The 18,574-nt window shown below is 73.2% G+C and carries 14 protein-coding genes; 7 read left to right on the plus strand and 7 right to left on the minus strand.

Annotated elements, in window-relative coordinates:
* The first annotated feature begins 46 nt into the window (after positions 1-46).
* Positions 47-1,384: an FAD-dependent monooxygenase gene (locus tag AB0D32_RS07780; protein WP_357086220.1), complete on the plus strand. Its 1,338-nt coding sequence runs from the start codon at positions 47-49 to the stop codon at positions 1,382-1,384.
* Here the strand turns inward: AB0D32_RS07780 and hrpA are convergent.
* A complete protein-coding gene (gene hrpA, locus AB0D32_RS07785; protein ID WP_357086222.1) occupies positions 1,351-5,367 on the minus strand; it encodes an ATP-dependent RNA helicase HrpA in 4,017 nt (1,338 codons plus the stop codon). The two genes, AB0D32_RS07780 and hrpA, sit on opposite strands and share 34 nt — an antisense overlap.
* Positions 5,368-5,534: 167 nt before the next feature.
* Between hrpA and AB0D32_RS07790 the strand changes: the two genes are divergently transcribed.
* Positions 5,535-5,978: a cytidine deaminase gene (locus AB0D32_RS07790; protein ID WP_357086224.1), complete on the plus strand. Its 444-nt coding sequence runs from the start codon at positions 5,535-5,537 to the stop codon at positions 5,976-5,978.
* Positions 5,979-5,982: 4 nt separating this feature from the next.
* On the opposite strand, the gene AB0D32_RS07795 is transcribed toward AB0D32_RS07790, so the two are convergent.
* Positions 5,983-6,342, minus strand: coding sequence for a YciI family protein (locus AB0D32_RS07795; RefSeq protein ID WP_357086226.1), 360 nt, complete (start codon positions 6,340-6,342; stop codon positions 5,983-5,985).
* Between the two features lie 154 nt (positions 6,343-6,496).
* Here AB0D32_RS07795 and AB0D32_RS07800 point away from each other — a divergent pair, with 154 nt between their 5' ends.
* The 4 genes from AB0D32_RS07800 to AB0D32_RS07815 are packed head-to-tail and all read left to right on the plus strand — an operon-like array spanning position 6,497 to position 10,560.
* Positions 6,497-7,543, plus strand: a complete 1,047-nt coding sequence (locus AB0D32_RS07800; protein WP_357086228.1) for an iron ABC transporter permease — start codon at positions 6,497-6,499, stop codon at positions 7,541-7,543.
* A complete protein-coding gene (locus AB0D32_RS07805; protein ID WP_357086230.1) occupies positions 7,540-8,625 on the plus strand; it encodes an iron ABC transporter permease in 1,086 nt (361 codons plus the stop codon). Before AB0D32_RS07800 ends, AB0D32_RS07805 begins: the two co-directional genes overlap by 4 nt.
* 25 nt (positions 8,626-8,650) lie before the next feature.
* A complete protein-coding gene (locus AB0D32_RS07810) occupies positions 8,651-9,616 on the plus strand; it encodes an ABC transporter ATP-binding protein (protein ID WP_357086232.1) in 966 nt (321 codons plus the stop codon).
* Positions 9,616-10,560 carry an iron-siderophore ABC transporter substrate-binding protein gene (locus AB0D32_RS07815; RefSeq protein WP_357086234.1) on the plus strand — a complete coding sequence of 315 codons (945 nt, stop codon included), beginning with the start codon at positions 9,616-9,618 and terminating at the stop codon, positions 10,558-10,560. Before AB0D32_RS07810 ends, AB0D32_RS07815 begins: the two co-directional genes overlap by 1 nt.
* Before the next feature lie 153 nt (positions 10,561-10,713).
* Here the strand turns inward: AB0D32_RS07815 and AB0D32_RS07820 are convergent, their stop codons facing one another.
* The 4 genes from AB0D32_RS07820 to AB0D32_RS07835 form a co-directional block, all read right to left on the minus strand.
* Positions 10,714-11,805 carry a glycosyltransferase family 2 protein gene (locus tag AB0D32_RS07820; protein WP_357086236.1) on the minus strand — a complete coding sequence of 364 codons (1,092 nt, stop codon included), beginning with the start codon at positions 11,803-11,805 and terminating at the stop codon, positions 10,714-10,716.
* Between the two features lie 60 nt (positions 11,806-11,865).
* Positions 11,866-13,653: a hypothetical protein gene (locus tag AB0D32_RS07825; protein ID WP_357086238.1), complete on the minus strand. Its 1,788-nt coding sequence runs from the start codon at positions 13,651-13,653 to the stop codon at positions 11,866-11,868.
* Between the two features lie 193 nt (positions 13,654-13,846).
* Positions 13,847-14,491 (minus strand): hypothetical protein, encoded by a 645-nt coding sequence (locus AB0D32_RS07830; protein ID WP_357086240.1) that lies wholly within the window; start codon positions 14,489-14,491, stop codon positions 13,847-13,849.
* A gap of 41 nt (positions 14,492-14,532) precedes the next feature.
* Positions 14,533-15,183 (minus strand): TetR family transcriptional regulator C-terminal domain-containing protein, encoded by a 651-nt coding sequence (locus AB0D32_RS07835; RefSeq protein ID WP_357086242.1) that lies wholly within the window; start codon positions 15,181-15,183, stop codon positions 14,533-14,535.
* 60 nt (positions 15,184-15,243) lie between these two features.
* Here AB0D32_RS07835 and AB0D32_RS07840 point away from each other — a divergent pair, with 60 nt between their 5' ends.
* Positions 15,244-15,966 carry a CPBP family intramembrane glutamic endopeptidase gene (locus tag AB0D32_RS07840; RefSeq protein WP_357086244.1) on the plus strand — a complete coding sequence of 241 codons (723 nt, stop codon included), beginning with the start codon at positions 15,244-15,246 and terminating at the stop codon, positions 15,964-15,966.
* Positions 15,967-15,972: 6 nt separating this feature from the next.
* Here the strand turns inward: AB0D32_RS07840 and AB0D32_RS07845 are convergent, their stop codons facing one another.
* Entirely contained in the window at positions 15,973-18,477 is a 2,505-nt protein-coding gene (locus tag AB0D32_RS07845) for a DUF3516 domain-containing protein (protein WP_357086246.1), read from the minus strand.
* Positions 18,478-18,574: the final 97 nt, after the last annotated feature.

Genomic DNA, 18,574 nt, shown 5'->3' on the forward strand with positions numbered 1-18,574 from the left:
ACGACGGAAGACGACCGACCCCCGCCGGCCTGCCTACGCTGCCCGCATGGCAACGGGCAGCGCCGTGGTGATCGGCGCCAGCATGGGTGGCCTGCTGGCCGCCTGCGCTCTCACCGAGGCGTACGACCGGGTCACCCTCGTGGACCGTGACCTGCTGCCCGAGCAGGCGGACAGCCGCCGGGGCGTACCGCAGGGGCGGCAGTTGCACATCCTGCTGACCCGGGGCCGGCAGGCGTTCGAGGAGTTGCTGCCCGGGATCACGGCGGAACTGACCGCGTGCGGCGTGCCCACGGTCGACCTGCACGAGCAGGTCCACTGGTACAACAACGGCCACCGGATGCGGCGCGCGCCGTCGCCGCTGCTCGCCCTCGGGGTCAGCCGACCGCTGCTGGAACAGGTCGTCCGGGAACGGGTGGCCGCCCTGCCCGGGGTGCGGATCGTGGCGGGCTGCGAGGCGGAGGGCCTGACCACCACCGCCGACCGGGGGAGGGTCACCGGCGTACGGCTGCGTCCCCGCGACGGCGAGCCGATCACCGTCGCGGCCGATCTCGTCGTGGACGCCGGCGGCCGGGGCACCCGCAGCCCGGTGTGGCTGGCCGATCTCGGCTACCGGCCGGCGCCGGAGGAACGGGTCAGGGTCGGCGTCACCTACCTCACCCGCACCTACCGGCGCGAGCCGCACCATCTGGAGGGGCTGCTCGGCGCGCTCGCCAACGCCGTCCCCGGCCAGCCCCGGGGCGGCATCGTCGCCGTGCAGGAGCAGGGCCGCTTCGCGGTGGCGCTCAGCGGCATGCTCGGCGAGGAGCCGCCGGCCGACGACGAGGGGATGGCCGCCTTCGCCGAGGCCCTCGCCGCCCCGCAGATCGCCGACCTGCTGCGTACGGCCCGGCCGGAGAGCCCGCCGGCGACGATGAGGTTCCCGGCCAGCGTGCGGCGGCGCTACGAGCGGCTGCGCCGGTTCCCGGCGGGCTACCTGGTGGTGGCGGACGCGGTGTGCAGCTTCAACCCCGTCTACGGGCAGGGCATGACGGTCGCCGCGCTGGAGGCGCTGCTGCTGCGCCGGCTGCTCCGGCGATCGGCCGACCGGCTCGCCCGGCGGTTCTTCCGGGGCGCTGCGCGGCTGATCGACGGGCCGTGGTCCATCGCGGTCGGCACCGACCTGCGCTTCCCCGAGGTGCCCGGCCGGCGGTCGCCACGGGTACGGCTCGTCAACGCGTACGTGGGTCGCCTGCACGCCGCGGCGACCCGGGACCCGGCGTTGGGCGCGGCGTTCCTGCGGGTGGTGAACCTCGTCGACCCGCCGACGCGGCTGCTCTCCCCGCCGGTGCTGCTGCGGGTGCTGCGACGCCGCTACCGGGCCTCGGCGTCGTCCATCGCCCGGTAGATCCGCTGCTCCGACACCGGGTACGGGGTGCCCAGCGCCTGGGCGAAGACGTTCACCCGCAGCTCCTCGATCATCCAGCGGATCTGCCGGACCGCCGCCGACTGCCGGCGGCTCGGCGGCAGCGCGGCGAGCATCTCCCGGTACTCCTTCTGCACCACCTCGACCCGGTCCTGCTGCTGCTTGTCGCGCTGCGGGTTGCCCGCCAGCCGGTCCAGTCGCCGCTCGACGGCGGTGAGGTAGCGCAGCAGGTCGGGCAGGCGCGCGTACCCGGTCTCGGTGACGAACCCGGCGTGCACCAGGCCGTTGAGCTGCGCCCGGATGTCGGCCAGCGCGGCCACCACCGCCAGGTCCCTCGTGGCGCCGAGCCGCTGCTCCACCGCGTGGGCCGCGGCGAGCACCCTGCGGACCCGGTCCATCACCTCGACCACGGTGTCCACCAGGTCGGCCCGGACCTTCTCCCGTAGGGCGGCGAAGCCCTCGGCGTCCCAGGCCGGGCCGCCGGCGTCGCCGATCAGCTTGTCGATCGCCGCCCCGGCCGCGTCGGAGATCAGCTCCTGCACGCCGCCGTGCGGGTTGCGGCTCAGCGCGAGCTTCGCCTCGTTGGACAGCCGCCCCTGGAGGAACTTCGCCGGCGACGGCACGGTCAGCCGCAGCAGCCGCCTCGTGCCGGCCCAGTGCGCGGCCTCCTGTTCGGCCGGCGAGTCGAAGACCTTCACCCCGACCGTGTCGCCCTCGTCGACCAGGGCCGGGTACGCGGTCACCGCGTACCCGGCGCGGACCTGCTCGATGGTGCGCGGCAGCGTGCCGACAGCCCACTCGCGCAGCCCGGTGCGGGCCACGTCCGGGGCGGCGGCGGCCACGACCTGGCGTACCTCCGCCTTGAGCTGGCGTTGCAGGGCCGGCAGGTCCTTGCCCTCGGCGACCGGTTTGTTCTCCTCGTCGAGCACCCGGAAGCTGACCCGCAGGTGCGCGGGGAGCCGCTCGGTGTCCCAGGCGTCGCGGGGCACGGTGACGCCGGTCATCCGGCGCAGCTGCCGGGTGAGCGCGTCCAGCAGCGGCTCCTCGCCGGCGGGCATCGCGGCGAGCGCGGCGCGGGCGTAGTCCGGCACGGGGACGAAGTTGCGGCGTACCGCCTTGGGCAGCGAGCGGATCAGCGCGACGACGAGTTCCTCGCGCAGCCCCGGCACCTGCCAGTCGAAGCTCTCCGCCGGCACCTGGTTGAGCAGCGGCAGCGGGATGTCGACGGTCACGCCGTCGGTCGCGGTGCCCGGCTCGAACCGGTAGGTCAGCGGCAGGGCCACCCCGTCGGCGGACCACTCGTCGGGGTAGTCGGCCTCGTCGACCCCGACCCGGCCGGCGTTGACCAGCAGCTCGCGGGTGAAGGTGAGCAGGTCGGGCTGCGCCCGGCGGGCCTGCTTCCACCAGGCGTCGAAGTGTCGCCCGGAGACCACGTCGGCGGGGATCCGCGCGTCGTAGAAGTCGAAGACGGTCTCGTCGTCGACGAGGATGTCGCGGCGCCGGGCCCGGTGCTCCAGCTCCTCGATCTCCGCCAGCAGCCGCTTGTTGTCGGCCCAGAACCGGTGGTGGGTCTGCCAGTCGCCCTCGACGAGGGCGTGCCGGATGAACAGCTCCCGGGACAGGGCCGGGTCGATCCGACCGAAGTTGACCTTGCGCGAGGCGACGATCGGGACGCCGTAGAGGGTCACCTTCTCGTAGGCCATGACGGCCGCCTGCTTCTTCTCCCAGTGCGGCTCGCTGTAGCTGCGCTTGACCAGGTGCGTCGCGAGCGGCTCGACCCACTCGGGCTCGACCCGGCCGGCCACCCGCCCCCAGAGCCGGGAGGTCTCCACCAGCTCGGCCGCCATCACCCAGCGCGGCGGCTTCTTGAACAGCGCCGAGCCGGGGAAGAGCGCGAACTTCGCGCCCCGGGCACCCAGGTACTCGTGTTTCTGGGCGTCCTTGAGCCCGACGTGGGACAGCAGCCCGGCCAGCAGCGACTGGTGGACCTTCGGGGTGTCGATCTCCTCCGGCAGGTCCGCGCCGCCCCGGCGTCCGCCGCCGGCCTCCCGCCCGCCGCCCTGCTCGGTGGTACGGCTCAGCTGGCTGACGATGTCCTGCCACTCGCGTACCCGCAGGTAGTTGAGGTACTCGGCCTTGCACATCCGCCGGAACGCGCTGGAGGAGAGCTCGCGCTGCTGCTCGCGCAGGTGCCGCCAGAGGTTGAGCAGCGTCACGAAGTCCGACTCGCGGTCGGTGAACCGGGCGTGCGCCTGGTCGGCCTGGGCCTTCTTCTCCGCCGGCCGCTCGCGGGGATCCTGGATCGACAGCGCGGCGGCGATCACCATGGCCTCGGTGGCGCAGCCGTTGCGCTCGCCCTCGACGACCATCCGGGCCAGCCGCGGGTCGACGGGAAGCTGGGCCAGCCGCCGGCCGAGCGGGGTGAGCCGCTTCGCCGGGTCGGCCTCGGTCGGGTCCAGCGCGCCGAGTTCGTGCAGCAGGTTGACGCCGTCGGTGACGTTGCGCCGGTCCGGCGGGTCGATGAACGGGAACGCGGCGACGTCGCCGAGCCCGATGGAGGTCATCTGGAGGATGACCGAGGCGAGGTTGGTGCGCAGGATCTCCGGGTCGGTGAACTCCGGGCGGGAGAGGAAGTCCTGCTCGTCGTAGAGGCGGACGCAGATGCCGTCCGAGGTGCGCCCGCACCGGCCCTTGCGCTGGTTGGCCGACGCCTGCGAGACCGGCTCGATCGGCAGCCGCTGCACCTTGAGCCGGCTGCTGTAGCGGGAGATGCGGGCCGTGCCCGGGTCCACCACGTACTTGATGCCGGGCACGGTGAGCGAGGTCTCCGCGACGTTGGTCGCGAGCACCACCCGGCGTCCGGTGTGCGGGGCGAAGACCCGGTGCTGTTCGGCGGTGGAGAGGCGGGCGTACAGCGGCAGGATCTCGGTGCCGCGCAGCGCCGGCTTCTTCTCCACCAGCTTGCCCAGCGCGTCGGCGGTGTCCCGGATCTCCCGCTCGCCGCTGAGGAAGACCAGGACGTCGCCCGGCCCCTCGGCGGCCAGTTCCTCGACGGCGTCGCCGATGGCCTGGATCTGGTCCCGGACGTTCTCCTCGTCCTCTCCGTCGTCCTCGCCGTCGGCGACCTCGACCAGCGGCCGGTACCGCACCTCGACCGGGTACGTCCGCCCGGAGACCTCGACCACCGGGGCCGGGACGCCGTCCGGCTGGTCGTCGGTGGGCGGCCCGGCGAAGTGCCGGGCGAAGCGGTCGGTCTCGATGGTCGCCGAGGTGATGACCACCTTGAGGTCGGGCCGGCGGGGGAGGAGCTGCCGCAGGTAGCCGAGGATGAAGTCGATGTTGAGGCTGCGCTCGTGCGCCTCGTCGATGATCAGCGTGTCGTACTGGCGCAGCATCCGGTCGGTCTGCAACTCGGCGAGCAGGATGCCGTCGGTCATCAGCTTGACCAGGCTGCGGTCGCTCACCTGGTCGGCGAAGCGCACCTTGTAGCCGACCACGTCGCCCAGTTCGGTGCCGAGTTCCTCGGCGATCCGGTCCGCCACCGTACGGGCGGCCAGCCGGCGCGGCTGGGTGTGCCCGATCAGCCCGGTGATCCCGCGCCCCAGCTCCAGGCAGATCTTCGGCAGCTGGGTGGTCTTGCCGGAGCCGGTCTCGCCGGCCACGATCACCACCTGGTGGTCGCGGATCGCGGCGGCGATGTCGTCGCGGCGCTCGCTCACCGGCAACTGGGCCGGATAGGTGATCACCGGCACGGCGGCGCGCCGGCTCTCCAGCACCGCCTCGGCCCGCGCCACGTCGGCGGCGATCTCGCCCAGCGCCGACTCGCGGCGCTGCGGGTCGCGCAGCCTGCGGATCCCGTCCAGCCGCCGTTGCAGGCGGCGCTGGTCGCGGAACATCAGGGGACGGAGGCGGCGGTGCAGCTCGCGGACGGGGTCGGTCGCGGCGGGTGCGGCTGGATTCTGCATGTCGTCGCCAAGGATAGGCAGCCGACGGCCGGACCGCCCCCGGGTTACCGCCGCCGCCGCCCCCACCGCCCCGGGCGCGCCCGTCGACGGCTGCGGGCAGGGGGAGCGCGACGTCGGTCCGCCGGTCTAGAGTGGGGCGCCGACCGACCTTGGCCACGGGGGATGGGATGACGATGCGCGACACCGACCGGGCCCTGGTGCAGGCCGCCACGGCGGTCGCCAAGCTGCGCTGCCGCAGCGACAACCACACGGTCGCCGCCGCCGCGCGCACCACCGACGGCCGGGTCTTCACCGGGGTCAACGTCTACCACTTCACCGGCGGTCCCTGCGCCGAGGTGGTCGCGGTCGGCGCCGCCGCCACCCAGGGCGTCACCGAGCTGGAGACGATCGTCGCGGTGGGCGACCGCGGGCGCGGGGTGATCCCGCCCTGCGGGCGCTGCCGGCAGGTGCTGCGCGACTACTTCCCCACCGTCCGGGTCATCGTCGGCCCGATGGACGCGCTGCGCGTGGTGCACGTCGCCGAGCTGCTGCCGGAGACGTACGTCTGGGCCGACCAGCAGCTCGACGGGGGTCCGTCGCTGCCAGGGGCCCGCACGGGCGGGGACGGCTGACGCGTCAGTCGCCGGCGGCGGCCTCCAGCATCGACCGGGGCATGGGCACGCTCTCGAACCGCACGTTGCCCTCCGGCACCATCCAGCTCATCACCTGTACGGCCAGCCGCCCGGCCCGCACGGCCGGGTCGTTGTGATACAGCTCGCGGGCCTCCTCGGCGGAGATGGAGAGCACGACGAACCCGCGCAGCCGGTCGTCGTCGGTGTCGACGAACGGGCCCGCGGCCAGGACGAGCCCCTGCTCCACCAGCCCCGCGTGGTGGGCCAGGTGGGCGTCCTGCAACCGGTCGGCCGCGTCCAGCGGCAGGTCGGGGGCGTCCGGCGGACGGACCAGGAGCACCACGGTGTGCCGGTCGAATCGCATGTCCCACACCCTAGGGCGGCCGGGGCCGCCGCCCGCCCGGATTCGGCGCTGTCCGCCCTGGTCAGCGCCGGTCGGATCGACAACCGCGAGTTAGGTCAGGCTAATGCCGTCCGCTAAGGTAAGGCGACCCTAAGCGCGAACGTGCAGGAGCCTCGTGACCACCCTCGCCACCCGACCGGCCCCGGCCGGCACCCGGCCCCGGGCTCGTGGAGGCCGTCGGCTCGCGGTCGTCGTGGCCGCCGCGCTGGTGCTGCTGCTGACCGTGCTGGCGAGCTTCGCGCTCGGCAGCCGGGCGCTGGCCGTCGACGAGGTGTGGCGCGCGCTGGTCGCCCCGGACGGCGGCGAGGCCGCCACCATCGTCCGGGAACTGCGGATGCCGCGTACCGCGCTGGGCCTCGCCGTCGGGCTGGCGCTCGCCGTCGCCGGGGTCCTCTTCCAGGCGCTCACCCGCAACCCGCTGGCCGAACCGCGGATCCTCGGCATCAGCGCCGGGGCCTCGGTCGGCGTGGTGCTGGCCGTCTCCGTCTTCGGCGTGGGCACCCTCGCCGGGTACGTCTGGTTCGGCATCGCCGGCGCGCTCCTCGCCGGTCTGCTGGTGTTCGCCGTCGCGGCCAGTGCCCGCGAGGGCGCCAGCCCGGTCACCCTCGCGCTGGTCGGCGCGGCCCTCGACGCCAGTCTCGCCTCCATGGTGTACGCGCTGCTCAGCATGGACGCCCGCACCTTCGAGGAGTACCGGTTCTGGGTGGTCGGCGGGCTGACCGGCCGGGACCTCACGGTGGCCGTCCAGGTGCTGCCGTTCGTGCTCGCCGGGCTGCTCATGGCCGCGCTGGTCGCCCGGGGCCTGGACGCGCTCGCCCTCGGCGACGACGTGGCCCGGGGCCTCGGGCACCGCATCGGGCTGGTCCGCGTCGGCGGCGGTGGCGCCGCGGTGCTGCTCACCGGGGCGGCCGTGGCCGCGGCCGGGCCGATCGCGTTCGTCGGGCTGGCGGTGCCACACCTGGCCCGCGCCCTGGTCGGTGCCGACCACCGGTGGACCCTCGCGGTCTCCGCGCTGCTCGGGCCCGCGCTGCTGCTCGGCGCCGACGTCGTCGGCCGGCTCGTCGCCCCGCCCGGGGAGGTGCCCGCGGGCATCGTCACCGCGCTGATCGGTGCCCCGCTGCTGGCCTTCCTGGTCCGTCGCGCGAAGGTGGTGACCGCGTGAGCGCCCCCGCCGTCCCGGCCGCCGGACGATCGGCGGATCGGGTGGGCGTCTCCGCGCTGCCCGGGCGTTCGCTGGTGCGGATCGGCCCGGTCAGTGTGCAGATCCGCCGCCGCCCGGTGCTGGTCGCCGCCACGCTCGTCGTGCTGCTGCTGGCCGCTGGGGTGCTCAGCCTCTCCCTGGGCACCCCGTACGTCGCCCCGGTCGACGTGCTGCGTGCCCTCTCCGGTGCCGGCACGCCGTACGACCTGGTGGTGCTCGACCTGCGGCTGCCCCGGCTGGTGCTGGCGGCGGTGGCCGGCGCGGCCTTCGGGGTGGCCGGCACGCTGATCCAGAGCGTGGCCCGCAACCCGCTCGCCAGCCCCGACGTCGTCGGCATCACCCAGGGCGCCGGTCTCGCCGCGACGGTGGCCCTGACCAGCGGCGTCGCCGCCGTGCTGGTGGCGCCGGCCGCGCTGGTCGGCGGGCTGCTGGCCGCCGTGCTGCTCTTCGTCCTCGGCGCCCGGCACGGGCTGGCCGCCCAGCGGTTCGTGCTCGCCGGGGTGGCGGTCGCCTTCGCGCTGCGGGCGCTGATCGAGGTGGTCATGCTCACCGCCGACCCGATCGACGGGCTGCGCGCGCAGATCTGGCTGATCGGCACGCTCGCCGGCAAGGGCTGGACCGAGAGCCTGTGGATCGCCCTCACCCTGGCCGCGCTCCTGCCGGTGCTGGCCTGGGCCGGCTGGGCGCTGAACAGCACCGCCCTGGACGACGACACCGCGCGGGGGATCGGCCTGCGCCCGGTGGCCCGCCGGGTCGGCCTCGCCGGCACCGGGGTGCTGGCCGCCGCGATGGTCACCGCCCAGGTGGGCGCGGTGGACTTCGTCGCCCTGGTCGCCCCGCAACTGGCCCGCCGGCTGGTCCGCGCGGAGCGCCCGCCGCTGCTGTGCGCCGCGTTGCTCGGGGCGCTGCTGCTGGTCCTGGCCGACCTGGGTGGCCGGCGGCTGTTCGCCCCCACCCAACTGCCCGCCGGCGTGCTGACCGCCGCCATCGGCGGCCCGTACCTGATCTTCCTGCTGCTCCGTGGGCGGCGGCGGTCCTCGTGATGTCCCACCCTGGCAAGGAGGCGTGATGCTCTCCACCCGCGACCTGGTCGCCGGCTACGACGAGCGGACCGTGCTGGACGGGCTCGACCTGGAGCTGCCCGGCGACGCGTTCACGGTCATCGTCGGGCCCAACGCCTGCGGCAAGTCCACCCTGCTGCGCACGATGGCCCGCCTGCTCACCCCCCGCCGCGGCGCCGTGCTGCTGGACGGCACCGCCATCCGGGACCTGCCGACCCGCGACGTCGCCCGCCGGCTCGGCGTGCTTCCGCAGAGCCCGCTGGTGCCGGAGGGGGTCACCGTCGCCGACCTCGTCGGGCGGGGCCGGCAGCCGTACCAGCGGTGGTGGCGGCAGTGGTCGGAGTCCGACGGTGTCGCCGTCGACCGGGCCATGGCGCTCGCCGACGTGGCCGGGCTGGCCGACCGGCCGGTGGACACCCTCTCCGGCGGCCAGCGCCAGCGCGTCTGGATCGCCATGACCCTCGCCCAGGACACCGAGGCGTTGCTGCTGGACGAGCCGACCACCTTCCTCGACCTCGCCCACCAGGTGGAGGTGCTGGACCTGCTGCACCGGCTGCGCGTCGAGCGGGGTCGTACGGTCGTCGCCGTCCTGCACGACCTCAACCAGGCCGCCCGGTACGCCGATCACCTGATCGCCATGCGCTCCGGCGCCGTGGTGGCCGCCGGGCCGCCCCGGGAGATCCTCACCGCCGACCTGGTCCGGGACGTCTTCGGCCTCGACTGCGTGGTCGTGCCCTGCCCGGTGACCGGGGCGCCCATGGTGGTGCCCGCCCTCACCAGTCCCTCGCTGGCCCGGCCGTCCGGCACGGCCAGCCCGGACCGCTCCGCTGACGCGGCCGCCCCGGTCAGCTCCGCTGACGCGGCCGACTCCGTCGGCTCTGCTCCGGCGGGCGCGCGGACACCTGCGCCCCGCCCCTCCGCCGGTCCCGCGGCTACGCCGCTGACCGGCTCGTACCCTTCGAAAGGAATCTGATGCGTCGTCTCGCCGCCGTCCTCACCGCGGCGTTGGCCCTCGGCGTCGGTCTCACCGCTTGCGGTGAGAGCGACCCGGTCGCCGACACCACCACCGGGGAGACCCGGGAGATCACCCACGCCATGGGCACCACCAAGGTGCCGGCGGAACCCAAGCGGGTCGTCGTGCTCGACACCGACAAGATCGACACCGCGCTGTCCCTCGGCGTCACACCGGTCGGCGCCGCCACCGCCGGCGAGGCGAAGAGCTGGCCGACCTACTTCGGCGAGGAGAAGCTCGCCGGCATCAAGGAGGTCGGGGTGCTCACCGAGCCCGACCTGGAGGCCATCAACGACCTCAAGCCGGACCTGATCCTGGGCAGCAAGTTCCGCCAGGAGAAGTTCTACGACGAGCTGGCCGCGATCGCACCGACCGTCTTCACCGAGAAGGTCGGCATCACCTGGAAGGAGAACTTCCTCTTCGACGGCAAGGCGCTCGGCAAGGAGCAGCAGGCCAAGGACCTGCTGACCGCGTACGAGACCCGGGCCAGGGAGTTCGGCGGCAAGCTCGGCGACGCCGCCACCCGCAAGGTCTCCATCGTCCGCTTCATGCCGACCGAGATCCGGGTGTACGGCCCGGACTCGTTCTCCGGCATCGTGATCGGCGACACCGGGCTGGGCCGCCCCGAGCGGCAGCAGCTCACCGGCAAGGAGGACCGGCGGATGGACCGGGTCAGCCCGGAGCGGATCAGCGAGGTCGACGGCGACGTCATCTTCGTGACGGCGTACGGCGAGAAGTCCGCCGCCGAGCAGGCCAAGGTCACCGGCGGGACCCTGTGGAAGGGGCTGTCGGCGGCGAAGGCGGGCAAGGCGCACGTCGTCTCCGACGAGATCTGGATGACCGGCATCGGCGTCGGCGCCGCCAACAGGATCCTCGACGACCTGGAGAAGTACCTCACCGCCTGACCCCGCCCCCGGGAACCCCGGCACACCATCCAGGATCCGCGCAACGTGACCGTAGGCGCCGCTCGACGACCCGTCGAACCGGCACCCGCCCGGGCGTCGCGCGGATCCTGGCGTTGCGGCCCGCGTCCCGGCGGAGCGCCCGCCGCGCCGCCCCTACTGCTGCCGCGCGTCGCCCGCCACCGACTCACCGGCGGCGCGACGCAGCGAGCGGTACCGGGAGAGGTCCTCGCGGGCCGGCCCACCCCGCCCGACCCGCTCGGCCGGCCGCACCGCCGGCTGGTCCGGCACCCGGGGCGCCTCCCCGCTCTCCGTGACCAGGTCCTCGGTCTCCTGGACCAGGTAGTGCGGCCGACGCTTGGTCTCGTAGTAGATCCGGCCGATGTACTCGCCGATCACGCCCAGGATCGTCATCTGGATGCCGCCGAGACCGATCACGCTGACGATGATGGTGGTGTAGCCGGGCACGTCGATGCCCTTGCTGACGGCGTCCGCGACCACCCAGGCCATGTACACCACCGCGATCAGGGTGAGGAACAGGCCCGCGTAGATCGCCAGCCGCAGCGGCCGGTTGTTGAACGACAACAGCCCGTCGAACGCGTAGTTGAACAGCTTGCCGAACGTCCACCTGCTCCGGCCCGTCTGGCGGGTCTCGTTGGCGTGCGCGACCACCACCGTCCTGAACCCGATCCAGGAGAACAACCCCTTCGAGAACCGGTTGTACTCCGGCATGGCCAGCACCGCGTCCACCGCGAGCCGGGACAGCAGCCGGAAGTCACCCGCCCCGTCCAGCAGCCGCACGTCGATCCACCAGTTGACCACCCGGTAGAAGGACCGGGAGGCCAGCATCCGTACGAACCGGTCGCCACGCCGGTCCCGGCGGGCGATCACCTGGTCGAAACCCTGCCGGTACAACGCCACCATCTCGGGCAGCAGCCGTGGCGGATGCTGGAGGTCGGCGTCCATGATGACGACCGCGTCCCCGGTGGTCCGCTCCAGGCCGGCCAGCATCGCTGCCTCCTTGCCGAAGTTCCGGCTCAGCGACGTGTACCGCACACACGGATCGGCGGCCGCGAGCCGGCGCAACGCCACGAGGGTGTCGTCGGAGCTGCCGTCGTCGACGTACACCACCTCGATGTCGACGTCGGACAGCTCCGCGACCGCCGCCGTCACCGCCGTGTGCAGCCGCTCCACCGAGGCCTCCTCGTTGAAGCAGGGCACCACCACCGACAGGCGCACGTCCGTCACCCCGCCCGGCTCGTGCCCGTGGATGCCCGAGCCGCGCCGCGCCGACCAGGGCGGACCCGGTCACAGGCGGTAGACCAGCACACCATCGATCTCCTCCCGGGTGATGCCCAGGCCGTCGAACGGCCGGTCCGCGATGCCCTCCCACGGGGTACCGGCGGCCCAGCCCGGCAGGGCCACGACGGACCGCACCCCGATGCCGCGCAGGTAGGCCACGCTGACCGGATCGGGGAAGGCGGCCGTGGCGGCCCGGGTCTGCGCCTGGGTGACCGGCTCGAAGCCGCCCAGTCCGTTCGTCACCCGGGGGAACCCGTCGGTCGTCCACAACATGAAGATCAGGTCGAGCGCGCCGCCGGCGGGCAGCACCAGCACCGGCTCCGCCGCCGTACGCATCGCGGCCGGTGGCGTCGGCACCACCGGGTGCGCCGTCCGGTTGATCCCCTCCAGCCCGACCACGGCCAGCGGCACCAGCAGGACCACCGGCGCCAGGAGCCTGGCCCAGCCGCGCGTCGACCACTGCCGCACCGCTTTGGCGAACACCGTCAGCGCGCCCGCCGCCAGCAGCGCCATCAGCAGGCTGGTCCAGTGCATCATCCGGCCCGGCGTCCGCAGCGCGTCCCACCCCGGCAGGTGCTTCGACAGCGTCAGGTAGCCCGGGTCGCCGTCACCGCCGAGGGTGGCGCCCAGGCCCAGCAGCACCGTGCCGAGCACGCCGAGCCCCAACACGACCCGGTGCCGGGCCGGGTACACCGAGACGAACAGCCCCGCCGCGGCCAACGCGAGCAGCGCCATTCCGGGCAGCAGCGCCATCTCCGGCGGCCAGGACAACTGCTCCCGGGCCGCCGCGTGCCGCTCGCCCCACAGCCACGAGGTCGCCGGCGCGGTGGCGAACCCGATCAGCGGCGGCGAGAACATCTCCGTCCAGGCCAGCGACCGTTCGGCCTGCGGATTGAGGTCGACCACCCGCAAATAGACCAGGCCCAGCAGCAGCGTCACCGTGCCGAAGACGGCCCCACCGGCCACGTCCGCGACCAGCAGCCGCCGGCCGAACGCGGGTCGTCGCCCGCGCCGCCACCACGACCAGCCGTAGCCGCCGGCCCCGACCAGCACGGCGGCCAGCAGGAAGTAGACCAGGGGCAGCCCGATGCCGAAGCCCAGGCTGATCTGCCAGGCGGCGACGAGCCACCCCGCCAGCGCCCAGCCCGGTCGCCGTCGCTCGGGCCGGTAGCCGTGCCGCAACGACCAGCCGTGACCCCGGGCCAGCATCGCGAGGCACAACGCGATCCCGCCGCTCGACAGGATGTTCAGGTGACCGGCGTGGGCCAGCCGCCAGGGCGCGTACGCCCATGCGGCCCCGGCGACCACTCCGCCCAGCCGGCCGGCCCCCAACTGCCGGACCAGCGCGTACGCCCCGACGAACGCCAACGCGTGCACCAGCACGTACATCACGTTGTACCGGACCAGGGCGGCCTCGAAGCCCGAGCCGAGCATGCCGATCGGGGCATATCCGAGCAGGGTGTCGCTGTAGGCGTACGTGTACTTCTCGGGGAAGAACGTGTTCGAGTGCCAGAGGCCGGCCGGGTCGCTGAGCACCGCGTGCCCGGCCCAGGCCATCTGCCACGCCTGCAACGTGGGGTCGCCGATGTCGCCGGGGACCGTGCTCGCCGGATGCCGCATGGTCGGCCAGGTCAGCACCACCGCCAGCAGCAGCCCGCCGAGCACCGCCAGCGTCCATTCGTGTCGTAGCCAGCCCCACCAGGCACGACTGCCGGGATCCCCGGTGGCGGCGGGGGCCTGGTCGTGGTCGGTGATTTCGGCGGGCGGTCGGGCGTCGGTGGACCCGGTGGTCATGAAGATAGATGATCCACGATGCTGGTCGTCGTGTCGATCCGCCGCCCGGGATGTGGGCTCCCGCGTAGGTCGGGCGACCCGCCCGGGCCACCGGTTCCCGGCCTGGCCGGCGGCGTTCCGGAGATCCCGGTGGCGCCCGGCCCGGCCGTGGCGGCCGGACCGGGCGAGCGGGTCGGGTGGGCGGGTGGAGGGATCAGGCGGCGGTGGCCCAGATGGCCCGGAAGGCCGCCGCCTCGCCGGCCAGCCAGCGTTCGATCTGCTCGGGGCGGGCATCGGCGGGCATCCGGTGCGCCTCGCCACGGCGGATGTCGACCAGGACCGGCTCGGCGTGCGGAAGCACCCCGTCCATGTGCCGGGCCATCAGGTGCAGGGTGGCGAGCACCGCCTCCTCGCTGGGCGGGGCCTCGTCGAAGTGCAGCCGGACGGCCTCGACGCGGCCGTCGGCGTGGCGTACGCCGAATTGGGGGTTGATCTTGACGGGCAGGTCACCGAGCATCGCGAGCGCGTCGCGGGTCTGGGCGAGGTCGACGGCCCTCGGCTCGCCGAGCGAGTGCAGCCAGGTCTTCGCGCCGGGAACGAGGGCCTGGTAGAGCGGGCGCCAGCGGGGCTTGACCACGTCGACCACCTGGTCGAGGTGGGTGCCGCCGGTGTGGAAGGCGATGTCGGCCTTGAGCGCCTTGACGAACTGGCCGTGCGGGTTGAAGCCGGAGCGGCTGGCCCGCTGCTTGCGCAGGCCCCCGACGAAGGTGGCCTTCGTCGGGCCGGTGCGGTCGACGTAACGGGTGAAGACGAGCAGGGTGGCGTACGGGGTGGGCGGCGCGGAGGCGGGCGTGGTCACGGGCGTCCTCCCAGGTCAGGACCTCGATTAGTACACACATTCTAATCGACCGGTGTGACATCTCCCAGGGGTTGGCGGAGGCGGTCCTGCCCTATCGGGCGCCCCTGTTCCGGCGCCAGCCGGACGAGGTGGGCGTCGATCTCCTGGCACGCGTCGACGTGGCTCAGGCCGGTGGTCAGGATCCGCAGGGTGAGGCCGTCCATCAGGGTGGTCAGTGCGGCGGCCTCGGCTCGCGCGTCCACCTGGGCGCCGATGTCGCCGCTCGCCTGGCCGAGCGCGAGCAGTCGCTCGAGGTTCGCGCGCAGCTCCACCTCGCTCTCGGCGAGAACCACCGCGATCTGGTCGTCGACCAGTGACTCCGCGGTGAGGGCCAGCCAGACTCGCGCTTCGAAGGTGCGCTCCTCGTCCAGCGGGACGAGTTGTCGTACGGCCTGCCCGATGACTTCCACGGTGATCGACTCGGCGGGGATCTGGCGCGCCCGACGCACGACGCGGTCCGCCAGGTGGTCGATGGCGGCCCGGACCATGTGTTCCCGGGTCGGCAGGTAGTGCTGGGCGGTGGCAAGAGCCATGCCCGCCTCGTTGGCGACGGCCCGGACCGTCATTCCGGCCGAACCCGTGCGCCCCAGTACGACGCAGGCGGCCCCGCCCAGGTGTCGCCGCCGCTCCTCGTGATCCACAATCTTCGGCACGCTGCGATCATAGATGACCGGTCATTTGACCGATATAGGTCGTCAACCTAATCTTGCTGCATGAGCACCCTTCGCCCCGGCCAGCGCACCCTGGAGGGCCGCACCTCCCGGTTCAGCTACCTCGATATGGCCCTCGTACTCCTGGTCGGCATCGGCCTCGCCAACTCCGCGGTGGCGGACTTCCTGGCCCAGGGGCCGACCCGACTGGGCATGTCGGAGATGGCCGCGTCGAGCATCGCCTGGGTCCTGATCAACGGCACGCAGTTGGCCGTCGGCCTCGCCGTCGTCCGGCACCGCTTCGGCGCCATCCGACGGCCCCTCATGCTGTCCCGCCCTCGATCGGGCCAGGTCCGTGCCGCGGTCGGCTGGGGCCTGGCCAAGGCGGCCCTCACCCTCGGCCTGCTGCTGGTGCTACCCGCGGCGGTCGTCGAAGGCGGTGGCGGTGAAGGCGGTCACCCCGCCGGCAGTCTGCTGGCCCAGTTCACCTTCGCGTTCGCCTTCGGCGCCGTCGCCTCCCCCCTGTACGAGGAGGTCCTGTACCGGGGCGTGTTCTACCAGGGACTGGCCGCACGGATGCCGGCTGCCGCCGCCATCCTCCTGTCGGCAGGGTTCTTCGCCGTGGTCCACCTGCCCCGCGTCTTCAACACCGTCAGCGCGCTCTTCGCCGGCCTGCTCTTCGCCTGGCTCCTGCACCGCCATCGGAATCTCTGGGTCCCGATCCTCGCCCATGCCGTGAGCAACGGGACCCTGGTCGCCCTGGCCTTCGCCGCGGAAGCCGCGTGACCCGCCCTAGAGTTGGCCGACCGAGGTGACCCGGACGACCGCCGCGCCGGCCTCGTCCGAGGCCGCCAGGTCGATCTCGGCGCTGATCCCCCAGTCGTGGTCCTCCTCGGGGTCGTCGAGGATCTGCCGGACCGTCCACCGCTCCCGACCCTGCTCGATCATGAGCAGCGCCGGGCCGCGGGCGTCCGGCCCCACCCCGATGGAGTCGTACGCCTCGAAGTACGGCTCCAGCGCGTCGGCCCAGGCGTCCGCGTCCCAGCCCGCCGCGGCGTCCAGCTCGCCGAGCTCGTACCAGCGGCGCAGGGCGGCCAGCTCGACCCGGCGGAACAGGGCGTTGCGCACCAGCACCCGGAAGGCCCGGGCGTTGCGGGTGACCGCCGGCACCCGGTCGTCGAGCGCCTCGGCGGCCTCGGCGGCGTCCGTGGGGTTGCGCAGCCGCTCCCACTCGTCGATGAGGCTGGAGTCGACCTGCCGGACCAGCTCGCCGAGCCACTCGATGAGGTCGACCAGTTCCTCGGTCTTGGCGTCCTCGGGCACCGTCTGCCGCAGCGTCTTGTACGCGTCCGCGAGGTAGCGCAGGACCAGGCCCTCCGACCGGGTCAGACCGTAGAACTGCACGAACTCGGTGAAGGTCATCGCCCGCTCGTACATGTCCCGGACGACGGACTTGGGGGAGAGCTGGTGGTCGGCCACCCACGGGTGCCCCTGCCGGTACATCTCGTACGCCGAGTCCAGCAGCTCCGCCAGCGGCTTCGGCCAGGTCACCCCGTCGAGGAGTTCGAGTCGGGCCTCGTACTCGATGCCCTCGGCCTTCATCGCGGCGACCGCCTCGCCGCGGGCCTTGAACTGCTGCGCGGAGAGCACCTGGCGCGGGTCGTCCAGGATCGACTCGATCACCGAGAGCACGTCGAGGGCGTACGCGGGGGACTCGACGTCGAGCAGCTCGATCGTGGCCAGCGCCAGCGGGGAGAGCGGCTGGTTGAGCGCGAAGTCGAGCTGAAGGTCGACGGTGAGGCGGACCCGCCGCCCGGCCTCGTCCGGCTCGTCGAGCTGCTCGACGACCCCGCCGGCGCGCAGCGCCCGGTAGATGGCCACGGCGCGCCGGATGTGCCGGCGCTGGGCGGCGCGGTCCTCGTGGTTGTCGGTGAGCAGGTGCCGCATCGCGGCGAACGCGTCGCCGGGGCGGCCGATGACGTTGAGCAGCATCGAGTGGCTGACCTGGAAGCTGGACGTGAGCGGCTCCGGCTCGGCCTCGACGAGGCGGTCGAAGGTGGGCTTCCCCCAGCCGATCGAGCCCTCCGGCGGCTTCTTGCGCACCACCTTGCGCCGCTTCTTCGGGTCGTCGCCGGCCTTCGCCAGCGCCTTCTCGTTCTCGATGACGTGCTCGGGTGCCTGTACGACGACCCGGCCGACGGTGTCGAACCCGGCCCGCCCGGCGCGGCCGGCGATCTGGTGGAACTCGCGGGCCTTGAGCAGCCGGGTACGCACCCCGTCGTACTTGGACAGGCCGGTGAACAGCACGGTGCGGATCGGCACGTTGATCCCGACGCCGAGGGTGTCGGTGCCGCAGATGACCTTGAGTAGACCGGCCTGGGCCAGGGTCTCGACCAGCCGGCGGTACTTGGGCAGCATCCCGGCGTGGTGCACGCCGATGCCGTGCCGCACCAGCCGGGACAGGGTCTTGCCGAAGCCGGAGGTGAACCGGAAGTTCCCGATCGCCTGCGCGATCATGTCCTTCTCGGCGCGGGTGCAGACGTTGACGCTCATCAGGGCCTGGGCGCGCTCCAGGGCGGCAGCCTGGGTGAAGTGCACCACGTAGACGGGTGCCTGCTTCGTCTCCAGCAGTTCCTCGAGGGTCTCGTGCAGTGGCGTCATCGCGTACGAGAAGATGAGCGGGACCGGCCGCTCGGCGGAGCGGACGACGGCGGTGGGCCGGCCGGTACGCCGGGTCAGGTCGTCGACGAAGCGGGTGGTGTCGCCCAGCGTGGCGGACATCAGGACGAACTGCGCCTGCGGCAGCTCGATCAGCGGCACCTGCCACGCCCAGCCACGGTCGGGCTCGGCGTAGAAGTGGAACTCGTCCATGATCACCTGGCCGACGTCGGCGCGGTCGCCCTCGCGCAGCGCGAGGTTGGCCAGGATCTCGGCGGTGCAGCAGATGATGGGCGCGTCGGCGTTGACGCTGGCGTCGCCGGTCAGCATGCCCACGTTGTCGGCGCCGAAGACCTCGCAGAGGGCGAAGAACTTCTCCGACACCAGGGCCTTGATCGGGGCGGTGTAGAAGGTCGTCCGGTCGTCGGCCAGGGCCGCGAAGTGCGCCGCGATCGCGACCAGGCTCTTACCGGAGCCGGTCGGCGTGTTCATGATCACGTTGGCGCCGGAGACGATCTCGATGACCGCCTCCTCCTGGTGGGCGTAGAGGTCGAGGCCGCGCTCCTTCGCCCAACCGGCGAACGCGTCGAAGAGGGTGTCGGGGTCGGCGCTTGTCGGCAGCGCGGCGGTGAGCGTCATAGCTTGTCCATGGTGCCTGGATCATGCCCCTGAGCGCCAACCGGCTCCGGGCGGGTGAAGGTTTAGGAAGGGGCCCTTGTACAACGGAATCCGTCAA

Origin of the sequence: Micromonospora sp. NPDC048170 (assembly GCF_040652795.1) — a bacterium.
GTDB lineage: Bacteria > Actinomycetota > Actinomycetes > Mycobacteriales > Micromonosporaceae > Micromonospora.

Coding starts and splice junctions, on each gene's coding strand:
- AB0D32_RS07780 (WP_357086220.1), top strand. CDS start 47: ATGGCAACGGGCAGCGCCGTGGTGATCGGCGCCAGCATGGGTGGCCTG.
- hrpA (WP_357086222.1), bottom strand. CDS start 5,367: ATGCAGAATCCAGCCGCACCCGCCGCGACCGACCCCGTCCGCGAGCTG.
- AB0D32_RS07790 (WP_357086224.1), top strand. CDS start 5,535: ATGACGATGCGCGACACCGACCGGGCCCTGGTGCAGGCCGCCACGGCG.
- AB0D32_RS07795 (WP_357086226.1), bottom strand. CDS start 6,342: ATGCGATTCGACCGGCACACCGTGGTGCTCCTGGTCCGTCCGCCGGAC.
- AB0D32_RS07810 (WP_357086232.1), top strand. CDS start 8,651: ATGCTCTCCACCCGCGACCTGGTCGCCGGCTACGACGAGCGGACCGTG.
- AB0D32_RS07815 (WP_357086234.1), top strand. CDS start 9,616: ATGCGTCGTCTCGCCGCCGTCCTCACCGCGGCGTTGGCCCTCGGCGTC.
- AB0D32_RS07825 (WP_357086238.1), bottom strand. CDS start 13,653: ATGACCACCGGGTCCACCGACGCCCGACCGCCCGCCGAAATCACCGAC.
- AB0D32_RS07840 (WP_357086244.1), top strand. CDS start 15,244: ATGAGCACCCTTCGCCCCGGCCAGCGCACCCTGGAGGGCCGCACCTCC.
- AB0D32_RS07845 (WP_357086246.1), bottom strand. CDS start 18,477: ATGACGCTCACCGCCGCGCTGCCGACAAGCGCCGACCCCGACACCCTC.